The 16,134-nt window shown below is 70.5% G+C and carries 13 protein-coding genes; 9 read left to right on the top strand and 4 right to left on the bottom strand.

Annotated elements, in window-relative coordinates; genetic code table 11:
• Positions 1 to 6: 6 nt before the first annotated feature.
• The 3 genes from hrpA to EDF42_RS17805 are packed head-to-tail and all read left to right on the top strand — an operon-like array spanning position 7 to position 4,910.
• Complete coding sequence (gene hrpA, locus EDF42_RS17815; protein WP_123673805.1) at positions 7 to 3,864, top strand: ATP-dependent RNA helicase HrpA; 3,858 nt, start codon at positions 7 to 9, stop codon at positions 3,862 to 3,864.
• Positions 3,865 to 3,883: 19 nt separating this feature from the next.
• Complete coding sequence (locus EDF42_RS17810; RefSeq protein WP_123673803.1) at positions 3,884 to 4,252, top strand: VOC family protein; 369 nt, start codon at positions 3,884 to 3,886, stop codon at positions 4,250 to 4,252.
• Positions 4,253 to 4,256: 4 nt separating this feature from the next.
• Positions 4,257 to 4,910: a CatA-like O-acetyltransferase gene (locus EDF42_RS17805; RefSeq protein WP_123673747.1), complete on the top strand. Its 654-nt coding sequence runs from the start codon at positions 4,257 to 4,259 to the stop codon at positions 4,908 to 4,910.
• 193 nt (positions 4,911 to 5,103) lie between these two features.
• Here EDF42_RS17805 and EDF42_RS17800 read toward each other — a convergent pair whose 3' ends face one another.
• Genes EDF42_RS17800 through EDF42_RS17790 form a run of 3 tightly spaced genes read right to left on the bottom strand, consistent with a single transcriptional unit; the run spans position 5,104 to position 8,644 of the window.
• Complete coding sequence (locus EDF42_RS17800; protein WP_123338547.1) at positions 5,104 to 6,726, bottom strand: hypothetical protein; 1,623 nt, start codon at positions 6,724 to 6,726, stop codon at positions 5,104 to 5,106.
• 5 nt (positions 6,727 to 6,731) lie between these two features.
• Complete coding sequence (locus tag EDF42_RS17795; RefSeq protein WP_123338546.1) at positions 6,732 to 7,658, bottom strand: carbohydrate ABC transporter permease; 927 nt, start codon at positions 7,656 to 7,658, stop codon at positions 6,732 to 6,734.
• Entirely contained in the window at positions 7,655 to 8,644 is a 990-nt protein-coding gene (locus tag EDF42_RS17790) for a sugar ABC transporter permease (RefSeq protein WP_235036018.1), read from the bottom strand. The genes EDF42_RS17795 and EDF42_RS17790 overlap by 4 nt, the downstream gene beginning before the upstream one ends.
• A gap of 187 nt (positions 8,645 to 8,831) precedes the next feature.
• On the opposite strand from EDF42_RS17790, the gene EDF42_RS17785 reads away from it, so the two are divergent.
• From EDF42_RS17785 to EDF42_RS17775, 3 genes are all read left to right on the top strand, one after another.
• Positions 8,832 to 11,027, top strand: a complete 2,196-nt coding sequence (locus EDF42_RS17785; protein WP_148067861.1) for an acyltransferase family protein — start codon at positions 8,832 to 8,834, stop codon at positions 11,025 to 11,027.
• 78 nt (positions 11,028 to 11,105) lie between these two features.
• On the top strand, positions 11,106 to 12,113 hold the full coding sequence (locus EDF42_RS17780) for a LacI family DNA-binding transcriptional regulator (RefSeq protein ID WP_123338544.1): 1,008 nt from the start codon (positions 11,106 to 11,108) through the stop codon (positions 12,111 to 12,113).
• A 61-nt stretch (positions 12,114 to 12,174) separates the two neighbouring features.
• Positions 12,175 to 12,561 carry a VOC family protein gene (locus EDF42_RS17775; protein ID WP_260212498.1) on the top strand — a complete coding sequence of 129 codons (387 nt, stop codon included), beginning with the start codon at positions 12,175 to 12,177 and terminating at the stop codon, positions 12,559 to 12,561.
• A gap of 153 nt (positions 12,562 to 12,714) precedes the next feature.
• Here the strand turns inward: EDF42_RS17775 and EDF42_RS17770 are convergent, their stop codons facing one another.
• Complete coding sequence (locus tag EDF42_RS17770; RefSeq protein WP_311316752.1) at positions 12,715 to 13,461, bottom strand: alpha/beta hydrolase; 747 nt, start codon at positions 13,459 to 13,461, stop codon at positions 12,715 to 12,717.
• Between the two features lie 83 nt (positions 13,462 to 13,544).
• Here EDF42_RS17770 and EDF42_RS17765 point away from each other — a divergent pair, with 83 nt between their 5' ends.
• From EDF42_RS17765 to EDF42_RS17755, 3 genes are all read left to right on the top strand, one after another.
• Positions 13,545 to 14,072 carry a hypothetical protein gene (locus EDF42_RS17765; RefSeq protein WP_123338543.1) on the top strand — a complete coding sequence of 176 codons (528 nt, stop codon included), beginning with the start codon at positions 13,545 to 13,547 and terminating at the stop codon, positions 14,070 to 14,072.
• Between the two features lie 19 nt (positions 14,073 to 14,091).
• Entirely contained in the window at positions 14,092 to 14,640 is a 549-nt protein-coding gene (locus EDF42_RS17760) for a dihydrofolate reductase family protein (protein WP_123673743.1), read from the top strand.
• Positions 14,641 to 14,707: 67 nt separating this feature from the next.
• Positions 14,708 to 16,042: an NAD(P)/FAD-dependent oxidoreductase gene (locus tag EDF42_RS17755; protein ID WP_258373215.1), complete on the top strand. Its 1,335-nt coding sequence runs from the start codon at positions 14,708 to 14,710 to the stop codon at positions 16,040 to 16,042.
• The last annotated feature ends 92 nt before the right edge of the window (positions 16,043 to 16,134 follow it).

Genomic DNA, 16,134 nt, shown 5'->3' with positions numbered 1-16,134 from the left:
ATGCTCATGTCTCCCACGCCGCCAGTCATCACGTACCCGCCCGAACTGCCGGTCTCGCAGCGGCGGGACGACATCGCGGCTGCCATCCGGGACAACCAGGTCGTCATCGTCGCGGGGGCCACCGGCTCGGGCAAGACCACCCAGCTGCCGAAGATCTGCCTCGAGCTGGGGCGTGAGCACATCGGACACACCCAGCCCCGTCGGATCGCCGCTCGCACCATCGCCGAGCGCGTGTCCGAAGAACTCGGCAGCGACCTCGGCGACCTCGTCGGCTACCAGGTCCGGTTCACCGACAAGGTGTCGTCGAACACCCGAATCAAGCTGATGACCGACGGCATCCTGCTGAACGAGATCCACTTCGACCGCGACCTGAAGCGGTACGACACGATCATCATCGACGAGGCGCACGAGCGGTCGCTCACGATCGACTTCCTGCTCGGCTACCTCAAGCGGCTCCTGGTGCGGCGACCCGACCTCAAGCTCATCATCACGAGCGCGACGATCGACCCCGAGTCATTCTCGAAGCACTTCGGCGACGCCCCGATCATCGAGGTCTCCGGACGGACCTACCCCGTCGAGATCCGGTACCGCCCGCTCGTGTCCGAGGACGCCGACGACACCGACGAGGACGACGAGACCGACTCGCGCACGGCCGACCGTGGCGGGGCGAACGGCGCCGACGACCGCGACACCCTGCAGGGGATCACCGACGCACTCGACGAACTCGCGCGCGAAGAACCCGGCGACGTGCTCGTGTTCCTGTCCGGCGAGAACGAGATCCGCGACGCGCAGGACGCGATCGAGGGCAAGCGCTACCAGGGCACCGAGGTCCTGCCCCTGTACGGCCGGCTCTCCGCCGCTGACCAGCACCGCGTGTTCGACCGACGCACCACGCCGGGGATCCGCCGACGCGTCGTGCTCGCCACGAACGTCGCCGAGACCTCGCTGACGGTGCCCGGCATCAAGTACGTCATCGACACCGGGACCGCCCGCATCTCGCGGTACTCCCCGCGCGCCAAGGTGCAGCGGCTGCCGATCGAGGCGATCTCGCAGGCCAGCGCGAACCAGCGTTCGGGTCGAGCGGGCCGCACGAGTGCCGGCATCGCGATCCGGCTCTACTCCGAAGACGACTTCGAGCGCCGCGACGAGTTCACCGACCCCGAGATCCTGCGGACGAACCTCGCCGCGGTGATCCTGCAGATGATCTCGCTCGGGTTCGGTGACATCGAGTCGTTCCCGTTCCTGCAGCCGCCGGACTCCCGTGGGGTGAAGGACGGCCTCGACCTGCTGCGCGAACTCCGCGCCGTCGACAAGGACGGCCGGATCACCAAGTCCGGACGACAGCTCACCCGGCTGCCGATCGACCCGCGGCTCGGCCGGATGGTGCTCGAGGCCGGGCGGCAGGGCGTCGGTCGCGAGGTCGTCGCCGTCGTCAGCGCCCTGAGCATCCAGGACCCCCGCGAACGCCCGCTCGAGAAGCGCGCCCACGCCGACCAGATGCACGCCCGCTTCGCCGACCCGACGAGCGACTTCCTCACCCTGCTCGCGCTGTGGAACTACATCGAGGACAAGCAGGACGAGCTGTCGTCGAGCGCGTTCCGCCGGCTCTGCAAGGCCGAGTTCCTCAACTACCTGCGCATCCGCGAGTGGCAGGACCTCTACCGCCAGCTCTCCCGCGCCGCGAAGCAGGTCGACGTCCGGGTCGGGCAGTCCCGCTCCGACGACGGCGACGCGGTGCACCGGTCCCTGCTCGCCGGTCTGCTCAGCCAGATCGGGCTGCGCGACCGCGAGAAGCGTGACTACCTCGGCTCGCGGAACACCCGGTTCGTGGTGTTCCCGGGCAGTGTGCTCGCGAAGAAGCAGCCCGATGCGGTGATGGCGGCCGAACTCGTCGAGACCAGTCGGCTCTTCGCACGGACCGTCGGCCGGATCGACCCCGCGTGGGTCGAGCCCCTCGCCGGTGACCTGCTGAAGCGCACCTACGGCGAACCGCACTGGGAGAAGAAGCAGGGCGCGGTCGTCGCCTACGAGCGGGTGACCCTGTTCGGCGTCCCGATCGTGCAGCGGCGCCGGGTGCAGTACGCCCGGATCGACCCGGAGCACTCGCGCGAGCTCTTCATCCGCCACGCCCTGGTCGAGGGCGAGTGGGAGTCGCAGCAGGCGTTCGACCGTGCCAACCGGAAGCTCCGCAAGGAACTCGAACAGCTCGAGGAGCGCACGCGTCGGCGCGACATCCTGCTCGACGACGAGAACGTCTACGAGTTCTACGACGCCCGCATCCCCGCCGACATCGCGACGACCCGTGACTTCGAGGGGTGGTGGCGGACGACGCGCCGCGACCAACCGGACCTGCTCACGATGCGCCGGGCGGACCTCCTGGACGAATCCGCTGCCGAGGCGGCGGAGGACGACGTCGAGTACCCGACCCAGTGGCGGAGCGGCGACCAGCGACTCGCGATCCAGTACCGCTTCGAGCCGGGCGCGCAGGACGACGGCGTCAGCGTGCAGGTGCCGCTCGCGCTGCTCCCCCGCATGCGCGAAGAGGGCTTCGACTGGCAGGTCCGCGGCCTGCGCAAGGAACTCGTGACCGCCCTCATCAAGTCGTTGCCGAAGCAGATCCGCAAGAACGTCGTACCCGCAGCCGACTGGGCCGAGAAGATCGTCGCCGAACTGCCGGACGACGCCCCGACCGAGCCGACCGAGTCGTTCCGCGCGACCCTGGCCAAGGCGATCCAGCGCATGACCTACGTGCCGGTGTCGGAGTCCGACTTCGACCTGGCCCGCGTGCCGTCGCACCTGCTGCCGACCTGGGCAGTCGTCGACGAACGTGGTCGGCGCGTCGAGGCCGGTAAGGACCTGTCGCTCCTGCAGACGAAGCTCAAGGACCGCACGCAGCAGAGCGTCGCCTCCGCCACGGTGCGGGCTGCCGGACAGCCAGGAGGCGCGGCTCGCGTCGCCGCCGCTGGTGGCGGTGCCGGGGTGGAGCAGTCCGGCCTGACGACCTGGCCGGCCCAGGACCTGCCGCAGACCCTCGACACCAAGCAGGCCGGTGGCGTCATCCGCGCGTACCCGTCCCTGGTGGAAGAGGGCTCCGGTCCGAAGGCGACCGTCGGCGTGCAGTTGCTCGCGACGCCGTCCGACCGGCAGGTGCGCATGCCCGCCGGGGTCCGTCGCCTGGTGCTGCTCGCGGTGCCGTCGCCGGTGTCGTACATCCAGTCGCACCTGACGGCGCAGGAGAAACTCGCACTCGCGGCGAGCCCGTACGCCTCCACGAACGCACTCTTCGACGACGTGCTCGCGGCCGTCGTCGACGCGGTGATCCGTCGCGCTCACCCGGACGGGCTCGTGTTCACGAAGGCCGCGTTCGAAGCGGTCCGTGACGCTGTGTCGGCGACGGTCGTCGACACGATGTTCACGGCCGTGTCCGAGCTCGCTGCCGTGCTCCTCGCCCAACGGTCCGCCGAACGAGCACTCAAGCAGGCGAACTCGATGTCCCTGCTCGGTGCGCTGACGGACGTGCGCCAGCAGATGGAGCGTCTCGTCTCCCCGGGGTTCGTCTCCGTCGCCGGGACCGACCGGCTCCGGCGCATCCGGGTCTACCTGCAGGGCATCGAGGCACGCGTGCAGAAGCTGCTGCAGAACCCCGGGCGCGATGCCACGTGGATGCGCGAGGTCACCGTCGCGACCGACCGCTACGTCGACGCCGGCGGGGCCTTCCCTCCGGCAGTCGGTTCGCACCCCGAGCTCGTGCACGCGCGGTGGATGCTCGAGGAGTTCCGCCTCAGCCTGTTCGCGCAGGAACTCGGTACCGCCGAGACGGTGTCGTTGCAGCGGATCACGAAGGCCCTGACCGCGGCGCGCTGATCGGTCTACCGTGACGGCCATGATCGGCACACTCGACATGGTCGTCCTGGACTGCGCAGACCCTCGCGGCCTGGCGCGCTTCTACGCGGAGCTGCTCGGCGGCGAGATCGTCGGCTTCGACGAGGACTGGGCCGAGGTCGCGCTCCCCTTCACCGACCAGCGGCCGCTCCTGGCGTTCCAGCAGGTCGCGGACTACCGCGCACCGGAGTGGCCCGGCCAGCTCGTCCCGCAGCAGAGCCACCTCGACGTGAAGGTCGAGGACCTCGACGACGGCGAGGCAGCGGTCCTGGCGATCGGTGCGACCGCCACGGGATCGGCGACGGACACGTTCCGCGTCTACCTCGACCCCGCCGGCCACCCGTTCTGCCTCATCCGACCGAACGACTGACGGCATGACGGACCTCCGACCGATCGACCTGGACACCTGGCCCCGACGCGAGCACTTCGAGCACTACCGCCAGCGGGTGCAGTGCTCCTACGAGGTGACCGTCGACGTCGACGTGACGGCCTTCGTCGCAGCGGTCCGCACGAGCGCGGCGAGGACCTACGCGTCCCAGATCTGGGCGATCGCGACGGTGGTCAACCGTCACGCCGAGTTCCGGATGCAGCTGCTCGGCGACGGCTCCCCCGGCGTCTGGGACGTCGTGCACCCGATGTTCACGGTGTTCCACCCGGACACGGAGACCTTCTCGGCGTTGGTCGTGCCCTACGACGAGGACCCCGGCCGGTTCCACGCCGCCGCGGTCGACACGATGGATCGGTACCGGGACGACGTCCGGATGTTCCCACAGGACGACCGGCCCAGGAACGTGTTCGACGTCTCCACCTTCCCCCGCACGTCCTTCACGGGGTTCGCGCTGCACGTCCGCGACGGGTACGACCACCTGTTGCCGATCGTCACGCTCGGCCGGTACCGGGCAGACGGTGACCGCACCGTGATGCCGATGGCGCTGCAGATCAACCACGCGGCGGCCGACGGTTTCCACACCTCGCGGTTGGTCCAGGAGCTCGAGGACCTGTTCGCCGATCCGTCGTGGCTGGTGTGAGCGCGCCACGCTGACGGACGGGAGGCCCGTGGCGGACCCCGCCACGGCCCTCCCGTCCGCTCGCCGCGAGTCCAGGGCCGCGCACGACGCCGTCGTGTACGCGAGACGCCGCGAAACGGCGCGGCGTCTCGGCGATGTGGAGGCGTCTCGGCACGACGACGGCGTCTCGCGCGGCAGACGACGACGCAGCGCGTCAGGACGACCGCGCCGCCAACGCCTGCTGGTTCTCGCGGCGGATCGCGTCACCGCCCCGGCGACGCCACTCCCGCACGGTCCCCTTCCACGACGACACCTTCGCCCGCCCGAGCAGCACGTCGTTGATCGCGTTCGTCGCGAAGGTGCCGAGGGCAGGCCCGGTCGTCGAGTTCGTCGGCGAGTACAGGCCGTAGGCGGGGTTCGGCAGCCCGCGGTCGACCCACGACGACAGCGACTCGTACACGGTGTCCGTCATCGTCGGGTTGCCCGAGTAGTACAGCGGCAACGGGCACTCGGTGAAGTACTGCAACGGGAACTCGCCGAGCGCGGTCTCGCTGTTGCCCGTCTTCGTGAGGACAGGGGATCCGTCGCGGTACTCGAAGTCGCGGCCCTCGATGCCGAACTTGCGGTACATCCACGCCTCGGTGCCGAAGGGCGACGCGCACCAGTTCAGGACCTCGAGGAGCATCTTCACGCGGTCCTCACCACCGGCGGCGACGGCCGCGATCGCGTTGTTCGGGTCGCCGAGCCACGGCTTCGGCTCCGCTCCGGACGGTCCGACGAAGGGGGCGATGGTCAGTTCGAAACCGCTGCCCGGAGTGGCCTGCTGCAGCAGTCCGGGGATGGCGCTGTACGTGTCGGAGAGCATGAGGGCGGAGCCCTGCACGAACCAGACCTTGCCGTTGTAAGCGGTGATGCTGTCCGGGTGGACGAGGTCCTCGGCGAGGAGCCTCCGCGACACCTCGAGCAGGTCCTGGTACTCGTCCAGCTCGTACATGTGGGTGAACCGGCCACCCTCGACCTGCCACTGGTTCGGCAGCCCGAGCATCGGACCGAGGATGTTCGTCGGCACCGAGGCCAGGGCCCACCGGTTGCTGTGCGGGTCCGAGACGTCGCGACAGACCTGCACGAACTCGTCCACGCTCGAGAACGCGGGGTCGACGCCGAGGGCTTCGAACCGGTCCTGCCGGCGGTACAGGGCCTGCGACGTCAACGGTCCGCGCGGGACGGGGACGCCGTAGATGCCGCCGGAGAAGACGGTGCCGCGCCACGACGCGGTCGGCAGGTTGGCGAGGTACGGGTAGTCGCGGACCCCACTGCCGGAGAGGTGCGGACTGAGGTCTGCGGCCTTCGCTTCGAGGAACTGCGGCAGGTACGGGAACGACCCGAACACCGTGAACACGTCGCCGAGGGTGTCGCCCGCGACCTGCGTGGCGAACTTGTTGCCGAAGTCGGCGTTCGGCGTGATGGTGAGGTCGAGGTCGATCCCCATCCGCTGGTCGAGCCCCTGCCAGTACGGGTTGCTGCCCTTCGAGGGCGGCACGGGCGAGTTCGTCGGCACGCTGCCGTGCACGGTCGAGCCGTCGCCGGGCTTGCCGTCGGTGGGGACGAGCGTCGCCGGGATCTTCCGGAAGGCACTCGGCATGAGGGCGCTCGTCTTCGGGAACGCCGGCTCCGGCCCGCCGGCCCACGGCACGTAGTCCGGCAGCGTGACCGCCTGGTTGATCGCCGTGACGTCGGTCGAGCGGGTCACGGTGGAGCAGCTGGCCAGGAGGCCCGTGGCTGCGACCCCGAGACCGCCCGCGATGAGCGCGCGGCGGGTGATTCCGTTGTTCGTCACGCTGGTCAGCCCTTCACCGCACCGGTCAGGACACCCTTGGCGAAGTGCCGCTGCAGGAACGGGTAGACGATGAGGATCGGCACGATCGAGACGACGAGGATCGCCATCTGGATCGAGGCCTGCGGTGGGAGGGCATCGGCCGATGCCCCGAGGTCGGCGCCGCCGAGCTGCGCGTTGTTGATCACGTAGGTGCGGAGCACCAGCTGCAGGGGCCACTTCGCGGTGTCGTTGATGTAGAGCAGCGCGTTGAAGAACGCGTTCCAGTACCCGACGGCGTAGAACAGGCCGATGACGGCGAGGACGGCCTTCGACAGCGGCAGCACGATCCGCCAGAACACCGCGAAGTCCCCGGCGCCGTCGATGCGTGCCGACTCGAGGAGCTCCTGCGGGATCGCCATGAAGAACGACCGCATCACGATGACGTTGAAGGCGCTCAGGGCGGTGGGCAGGATGAGCGCCCAGTACGAGTCGAGCAGCCCGAACTGCTTCACGACGAGGTAGTTCGGGATGAGGCCGGGCGCGAACAGCAGGCTGACGAGCACGAGGCCGAGCACGGCGCCCGACCCGTAGGAGCCCGGACGGCTGAGGGCGTAGGCGAGCATCGCGCTCACGAACAGGCTGATGAGCGTCCCGACGGTGGTGATGCCGATGCTCACGACCAGGGCTCGGGTGACGACACCGCCGGCGAAGATGCTCTCGTAGGCGCTGAGGTCGAAGCCCTTCGGCCACATCACGAACCCGCCGGCGTCGTTCACCTGGCTGGTGGGTGCGAGGCTCGTCGACACGATGCCGACGAACGGCAGGATCACCACGAGGCAGATCACGAGCAGGACCGCTCCGGTGAGCAGCCGTCCGGGCAGCGGCGCCGCGTCCGGGCCACCGCGTCTGCGCTTCTTCGCCCGTGGGACGGTCACGGTGTGCGTGGCGGTCATCGCGACTCCTTCTGGTAGACGCCCGCTTCGCCGAAGACGTGCGCGAGCTTGTTGGCGCCGAGCACGAGCAGCACGCCCACGACGCCCTTGACGAGTCCGACGGCCGCGGCGACACCCCACTGCCCACCGAGCACGCCGTTGTTGTAGACGTAGGTGTCGAGGACCTCGCTGGCGGCACGACCGACGGCCTGCTGCTGCAGGATGATCTGCTCGAAGCCGACGGTGAGCGAGTCGCCGAGCCGCAGGATGAGCAGCAGGATGATGATGCCGCGCATGCCGGGCAGGGTGACGTGCCACAGCTGGCGCCAGCGCGAGGCACCGTCCATCTTCGCCGCCTCGTACAGGCTGGCGTCGATCGAGCTGAGGACGGCGAGGAACAGGATCGTCGCCCAGCCGGTGTCCTTCCAGATCACCTGGCTGGTGAGCAGCGCGATGAACCCGTCGGGGTTGCCGAGGAAGTCGATCGCGTCACCGCCGGCGGCACGGATCGCGTTGTTCACGAGCCCGGAGCCGCCGAGGATCTGCTGGAACACCGCGACGACGATCACCCACGACAGGAAGTGCGGCAGGTACAGGATCGACTGCACGACGCCCTTGATCCGCTCGGACAGCAGCGAGTTGAGCATGAGCGCCAGGATGATCGGTGCGGGGAACACGAACACGACCTGCACGAGGGTGATCACGAGGGTGTTCCGGAGCGCGCCGAGGAACTCGCCGTTGCCGTCGAACACCACCGAGAAGTTCTCGAACCCGACCCAGGGGCTGCGGCCGAGCGGGACGAACGGCAGGTACTCCTGGAACGCGATGAGGTTGCCGAGCAGCGGCAGGTAGTGGAACCCGAGCAGCAGGGCGACTCCCGGCAGGCCCATCAGCAGCAGCACCCGGTCGCGGCGGATCCGTTGCCACGTGCTCCGTCGGCGGAGCCCGGGGTCGGGTGGTGGTGCGGTGTGCGCGGTGGTCGTCGCGCGGACGTCGAGCTTCGTCACTCGGTGGCCTCCTCCGTTGGATTCCTGCAGCGACCCTGGCGTGCGGAGTTACAACGTGGCAATCCGTTGCCAGAACTTTCCACCGGCGGCCCCCGACGATTCCGAGATTCGTGTGAGCGGGGCTCGACACGGTAGGTTCGCTGCGCGCGGCCCGGACCGCGCAGCATGCAGAACAGGGGATGGGCTCGTGACCCTCGCGCCGCCGCGCACCGCGCGTCACTCGCCGGTCGCCCGCCATCGCTCCGGTCGGACCAGACGTCACCCGGGCACCGCGGCGTCGACGAAGAACCTGCGGCTCGAGGTGCAGGCCGTCCGCGCCATCGCCATCGCCGCGGTGGTGCTCTACCACCTGTTCCCCGGCGTCCTGCCCGGCGGCTACATCGGTGTCGACGTCTTCTTCGTCATCTCCGGGTTCCTCATCACGGCGCACATCGTGAAACCGCTCGCCGCCGGCCGGTTCAGCTTCCGCGCGTTCTACGCACGTCGAGCGTGGCGGCTGCTGCCCGCCTCGATGGCGACGCTCCTGGTGTCGGTGATCCTGACGGCGGTCTTCGTCCCGCGCACGCTCTGGATGGACTTCGCCGAGCAGATCATCGCCAGCGCGCTGTACGTCGAGAACTGGGCCCTGGCCGGCAACTCGGTCGACTACTCGGCGCTGGCATCCGACTCGAGCATCGTCCAGCACTTCTGGTCGCTGTCCACCGAGGAGCAGTTCTACGCGGTCTGGCCGCTCGTCCTGTGGTCCTGCGCCGCACTGCGGTACCGACGCCGCCGCCGGAACGGTGTGTCCCTGGCACCCGCGATCGCCATCGCGCTCGGTGCCGTGTTCGTGCTGTCACTGGCCTACTCGATCTGGGAGACCGACCGGTCCGCCGCCGCCTACTTCCTGACGACGACGCGGGCGTGGGAGTTCGCGGCCGGTGGTCTGCTCTGGCTCGGGTTGCAGCGCGTCCGGATCCCCGACGCACTCGCGGCGACGATGAGCTGGTCGGGGATCGCGCTCATCGCCGTCACCACGCTCACGTTCGACGAATCGACGCCGTTCCCGGGCTGGACCGCCCTGCTGCCGATCACCGGGGTCGCACTCGTCATCTCCGGCGGGATGCCCGAGGCGCCGTGGGGACCGGGGTTCCTGTACCGACTGCGCCCCGTGCAGTGGCTCGGCGACGTGTCGTACTCGCTCTACCTCTGGCACTGGCCCCTGCTGATCGTGATGCCGTTCGTCATCGGACTCGGAGCAGGGACGGCGACACCGCTCTGGGCGAAGGTCCTCGTCCTCGTCCTCGCTCTGGCGTTCGCCCACCTCTCACGCCGGCTCATCGAACTGCCCGTCATCGCGTTCTCCGCTCAGCGGATGCGCGCCCCGCGCCCTCGACACCGCGGCGTCCTGGTGCTCGCGATCGCCGGGATGCTCGTGGTCGCGGTGCCGGCTGCCGGCATGTACGGATCGGTCGCACGGGAGCAGTCGGCCGGCACCTCCACCGGGGTCACCACGGCGTCGGACGGCACCCTCTCGAGCCCGGCCTGCCACGGAGCCGCCGCGATGCAGCCCGGTGCCGACTGCCCGCAGGTGGCAGCGGCCGACATCAGCCCGAGCCCCGTGCAGGCCGCGAACGACGCCTTCGCCGACACGACGGGCGTCGGGTGCCAGATCGCCGGCGAGGACACCACCGTCAAGGGCTGCGAGGTCGGCGACCCCGACGGCACGGTCCGGCTCGCGATCGTCGGCGACTCGCACGCCGCCAACTACGTGCCGTCCCTGGCGCTCATCGCCCAGGCCGAGCACTGGAGCCTGACCACCTACCTGCACTCCGGCTGCCCCATGACCCGCGCGCTCGTGACCCCGTCGTGCAACACGTGGAAGGCCGACACGCTCGAGCGGCTGCAGCGGGAGCGGTACGACGTCGTGTTCGTCGCCGCGATGTCCCGCACGCCGTGGCCGCACGGCATCGTCAGCGATGCCGCCGCCCTGACGCCCGAGGTCCGCGACGACGCCGCCGCGGCCTACGCCACGACGTGGAAGCGGCTGCAGCAGGCCGGCTCGAGCGTCGTCGCGCTGCGGGACAACCCCGACCCCGGCATCGGCGGGGTGTCCGACGTGCCGAGCTGCGTCGAGCAGCACGGCGACGGTGCCGCGTGCGACTTCGCCGAGGCCGACGGGCTGCTCGACGACCCGATCGCCCAGGCCGCGAGGTCGACGCCCGGTGTGACCCTCATCGACTCGAGCGCGATGTTCTGCGCGGACGGCACCTGCCCGGCGGTGATCGGCGGCGTCGTCGTCTACCGCCAGGTGCAGCACGTCACGCAGACCTACGCGCGGTCCATGGCGCCGTTCCTGCAGCCCGAGGTCGTGGCGGCCGTCGCACGGGCCCGCGCCGGCTGACGTCCGGGTCCGCGCCAGCTGACGTTCGGGCCCGTACCGGCTGACGCCCGGGGCCCGGCCCGCGCTACGCTCGTCCCGATGCGCGCAACCGTGCGGGACGTGGCCACCCTCGCCGGGGTGTCGCCGAAGACCGTCTCCAACGTCATCAACGGCGGCGTGGTGGTGCGCCCGGAGACCCGCGAGCGCGTCGAGCGGGCCGTCGCCGAACTCGACTACGTGCCGAACCTGTCCGCCCGCGGGCTGCGGAACGGCCGCTCCGGCGCGATCGCCCTGACCCTGCCCGAGATGGGCAGCGCCTACTCAGCCGAACTCGCGCAGTGGTTCGTCGAACTCGCCCGCGAACGCGGATGGGTCGTCCAGCTCGACCAGACCGGCAACGACCCGGCCCGCGAGCGCGAACTCGTCTCACGAGCCCGCGCCCACCTCGTCGACGGCCTCGTGCTCAACCCGGTGTCACTGAGCGCGAGCGTCCTGGCATCGACCGAGGGGCTCCCGCCGACCGTCGTGATCGGCGAGGTCGAACCCGAGCACGTCGACCAGGTGCACGTCGACAGCCGGGCCGCCGCCGAGCAGGTCACCGCCTACCTGGTGTCCCGGGGCCACCGCCGGATCGCGGTCGTCGGTGCCGCCCGGGCGTCCGAGCCCACCGCCACCAGCGAGCTGCGGGAGCGCGGGTACCTCGCCGCGCTCGCCACTGCTGAGATCGAACCGGACCCGGCGCTGCGGGTGCCGCTGCCGTCCTGGACGACGAGCTCGGCGGCGACGGCGTTCGCGACCTGGCTCGACGCGCACCCCCTGCCCGACGCCGTGTTCGCCTTCACGGACTCGATCGCCTTCGGCGTACTGCACGTCCTGGCCGCCCGAGGTGTCCGCGTCCCCGAGGACGTCAGCGTCATCGGGTTCGACGACATCGACGGTGCGGCGTACGCGATCCCCGCACTCAGCACGGTGTCGTTCGACCGGCGGGCGTTCGCGACGGCAGCACTCGACCTGCTGACCCGACGGATCGAGGACCGGAGCCTGCCGCCCGAGACCGTGGTGGTGCCGCACCGCATCGTCGAGCGCGCGAGCGTCGCCGACCGCTGATCGCTGTCCGCCGATCGCTGATCGCTGATCGCTGATCGCTGATCGGCGTACGCTGCGCGGCATGACCAGCGAAGACGCCTCGATGCCGACGCTCGCCGCGACCGTCCTGCAGTCCCCGGAGCCGATCGCCCTCGCACGGTTCTACGGCGCCCTGACCGGGTGGACCGTGTACGAGGACGACCCGACCTGGGCCCGCATCCGGCCCGCCGAGGGCCCCGGCCTGTCCGTGCAGCACGAGCCCGAGTACGTCGCACCGACCTGGCCCGGTACCGCCGACGCCCCCGGCATGCAGCTGCACCTCGACTTCCAGGTGGAGGACCTGCCGGCAGCCGTCGCCCGAGCCGAGGAGCTCGGTGCCACACAGGCCGCGTTCCAACCGCAGGACGACGTCCGGGTGCTGCTCGACCCCGACGGGCACCCGTTCTGCCTGTTCCTGCCCGGGGCCTGAGACAGGTTGGCCGCGCCCCGAGGTTCCACAACATGCCGGGTGATCTCCGTCGAGGTTCCGCACTGCGGCGATCCGAGCGCCGACATGCCGAGATTTCGGAACCTCGAGGACGGGGACGGGGCGGGACGAGGACGGGGGCGGGACGGGCGCGCCTCAGGCCGGGGCGGCGGCCGCCAGGACCGCGGCGCGCGTGCGGGCGTCACCGAGGATTCGGAAGTGCCCGCCCACCGGCAGCCGCACGTTCGTCGCCCCGGACAGCTCACTGCCCTCGGGGATGAGCGTGTCGAACACCCCGTAGACCGAGGTGATGCGGGCGTTCGCGTCGAGCTCCCGCGCCAGTCCGGCCAGCACGGGGTCGGCCGCCCGGAACACCCGCAGGTGCCGTACCGGAGCCAGTCGCGCGTAGCCCGACCCGGCGAACGGCGTCGACACGGCGACCATGCGGTCGATGCGGCCGTGGTCGTCGAGCTGGGTCATCGCGTACTTCCCGATGAGCCCGCCCTTGCTGTGCGCGAGCACGAGCACGTTCCGCAGGTCGTGCTCCTCGAGGTACGCGAACACATCGCGCGCCGAGTCCGGCACCGGCCGCAGGTTGTGCCGCAGCACCGGCAGCACGTGCACCGGGTGCCCGCGGTCGTGCAGGGCGTCCATGAGCGGCCGCATGAAGTGCCAGGTCTCGTAGACGCCGGGGATCACGACGACGGGCTGGCCGTCGCCGGTCCGGTAGTCGTCAGCGGTGGTGGGCCCGAGGCTCCGCACCTGCCACGAGATCGCGTACCACCAGTCGAGTGCGGCCCACCTCGCGCGTCGCACCAGCGGGATGCCGGGAGGCACGGGTCGGCCCGTGCGCGCCGCCTCGGTCCGCGACGTGGTCGGGTCCGTCTCCAGCTCATCGCGCACGCCCCGAGGGTACGCGGCGGTTCGCAGCACTGCGTCAGGCTCGTCATCGGCCACACATAGGGGCGCGGTGTGCACTGCCTTCCATGAGCGACACCACTCCCACGAACGGCCACGAGCCGGGCAACGCCGCCCGCACTCCCTCGGCAGCGGCACCGGCCGGCTGGGGTTCGGCCCCGACGCCGACCTCGACCGCCACCCTCGACGCGCCGGCACCCGCACCCGCACCCGCACCGAACCAGTACGCCCAGCAGCCCTACCGGTCGGACGCCGGATCCTGGAACGCCGGTGACCCGAACGGCGCCACCCCGTGGTACGGCGCCTCGGCCCCGACGAACCGGAAGAGCGCACCGAAGCCGCCGTGGTTCTGGCCCGTCCTGGCTGCGATCGTCGGACTCGCAGCACTGCTCGTCGGCGGTGGCATCGGCTTCGCCATCGGGCATGCGATCGGTGGCGACCAGTCCCAGTCGACGACGCAGGTGCCCGGCACGAACGGCGGGACCAACGGCGGCACGAACCAGTTCCCGGGCAACGGCACCGGGCAGCTCCCCGGGTACGGATCCGGCAGCGGCACGGACGGCAGCAGCAGCAGCGACAGCGGCACCGGCAGCTGATCCGCAGTACGCTCCGGCCATGCGCAAGGTCACCGCAGGGCTGTTCACGTCGGTCGACGGCGTCGTGCAGGACCCGTACGAGTTCCAGTACGACAGCTTCGACGACGAGCTCGGGGCCGGGATGGGCGCGTTCATGGCGCGCACCGACACCGTCCTGCTCGGCAGGAACAGCTACCTCGAGTGGTCCGAGTGGTGGCCGGCACACCCCGACGACGGCTTCGGGCAGTGGATCAACCCGATCGAGAAGTACGTGGCCTCCACGACGCTCGGCGACGACCTGACGTGGCAGAACACCACGAGGATCCCGGGTGACCTCGACGCCTTCGTCCGCGAGCTCAAGGAACGCGACGGCGCCGACATCGCGGTGTGCGGCAGCGTGAGCGTCGTCCGGCACCTGCTGTTCGCGGGGCTCCTGGACGAGCTCCAGCTGATGGTGCACCCGGCGATCGCCGGCGCCGGCCGGAGGCTCTTCGAGCCGACCGACCCGGCCACGCGCCTGCGGCTGGTCGACAGCACCGTGACGAGCAAGGGGAACGTCGTGAGCACCTACGCACGGCTCGACGCCTGACGGAGCCGACCCGGGCCTCCCGGTCGGCAGTGGACGGGAGCGGTCCACAGCGCGCGTACCCTCGTGGGTGACCACCTCACGAACCGAAGAAAGCCGGATCAGCATGCCCCAGGACACCCGCCCGCACGTCGTCATCGTCGGCGGTGGATTCGCCGGTGTCGCTGCCATGCGCGAGCTGGCGGACGCTCCCGTCCGGGTGACGCTCGTCGACCGGCACGTCTACAACATGTTCCAGCCCCTCATGTACCAGGTGGCGACGGGCGGGCTGAACGCCGGCGACGTGACGTACTTCCTCCGCAGCCTGCGCGCCAAGCAGGACAACGCCGAGTTCCGGCACGGCCTGCTCACCGGCATCCGGACCGACGAACGCATCGCCGAGATGTCCGACGGCGAGCACCTGCACTACGACTACCTGGTGCTCGCGAACGGCGTGAACACGAGCTACTTCGGCACCCCGGGCGCGTACGAGTACGCGTACTCGATGTACTCCCGCTCGCAGGCCCTGCGCATCCGCGACGAGCTGTTCACCCGGCTGGAAGAAGCCGCGGCGAACCAGGGGCCCGACGAGATCAAGATCGTGATCGTCGGCGGCGGCGCGACCGGCGTCGAGATGGCCGGTGCGCTCGCGGAGCTCCGCGACCAGGCGCTCGAGGGGGCGTACCCCGAGCTGGACAAGGGTGCCATCACGATCACCCTCGTGCACCGCAGTGGCGAACTGCTCAAGCCGTTCGCCCCGCGCCTGCGCCGGTACGCGGCCAAGGTCCTGCGGAAGCGCGGCGTCGTCCTGAGGCTGAACACCGGCGTCTCCGAGGTCAAGACCGACGGCGTGATGACGGCCGACGGCGAGTTCATCCCCGCCTCGCAGGTCATCTGGGCCACCGGCGTCGCGGCCCACAAGGAGGTCTCGGGCTGGGGCCTGCCGCAGACCAGCGGCGGACGTATCCAAGTCGGCGACGACCTGCGCGTCAACGGCGCCGAGCGGATCTTCTCGGCCGGCGACATCGCGGCGCAGTCCGAGGCCCTCGCGCAGCTGGCCCAGCCGGCGCTGCAGGGTGGACGGCACGTCGCGAAGCAGATCAAGCGTCTGCTCGAGGGCAAGCCCACCGAGCACTTCAAGTACTTCGACAAGGGCACGATGGCGACCATCGGCACGAACGCCGCCGTCGCGCAGCTGCGGGGTGGCATCACGCTCGTCGGGCCGGTCGCGTGGCTGGCGTGGGTGGCGGTGCACATCGCGTCGCTGCTCGGCAACGGCAACCGGCTGTCGACGCTGTCGCACTTCTTCGTCCGCTACCTGTGGTTCATGCGGAAGCGCGCGATCCCGATCGTCGGCGACGTCCGGCCCGTGCGCCCGAACGGCGACCGCGAGCCGGAGCCGTGGCAGATGCAGAAGTCCGAGTAGCGCGGGGGCGACGCGCTCGCGCGTCGCGCGTCGCTTCGCGGTTCGCTTCGTGAGTAGAAATGGTCGGGTCCGGTGACTGAACCCGACCATTT

Origin of the sequence: Curtobacterium sp. PhB172 (assembly GCF_003752545.1) — a bacterium.
Classification (GTDB): Bacteria; Actinomycetota; Actinomycetes; order Actinomycetales; family Microbacteriaceae; genus Curtobacterium.
Note: the sequence above shows the minus strand (reverse complement) of the source record. Positions and strands in the feature narration are given on the sequence as shown.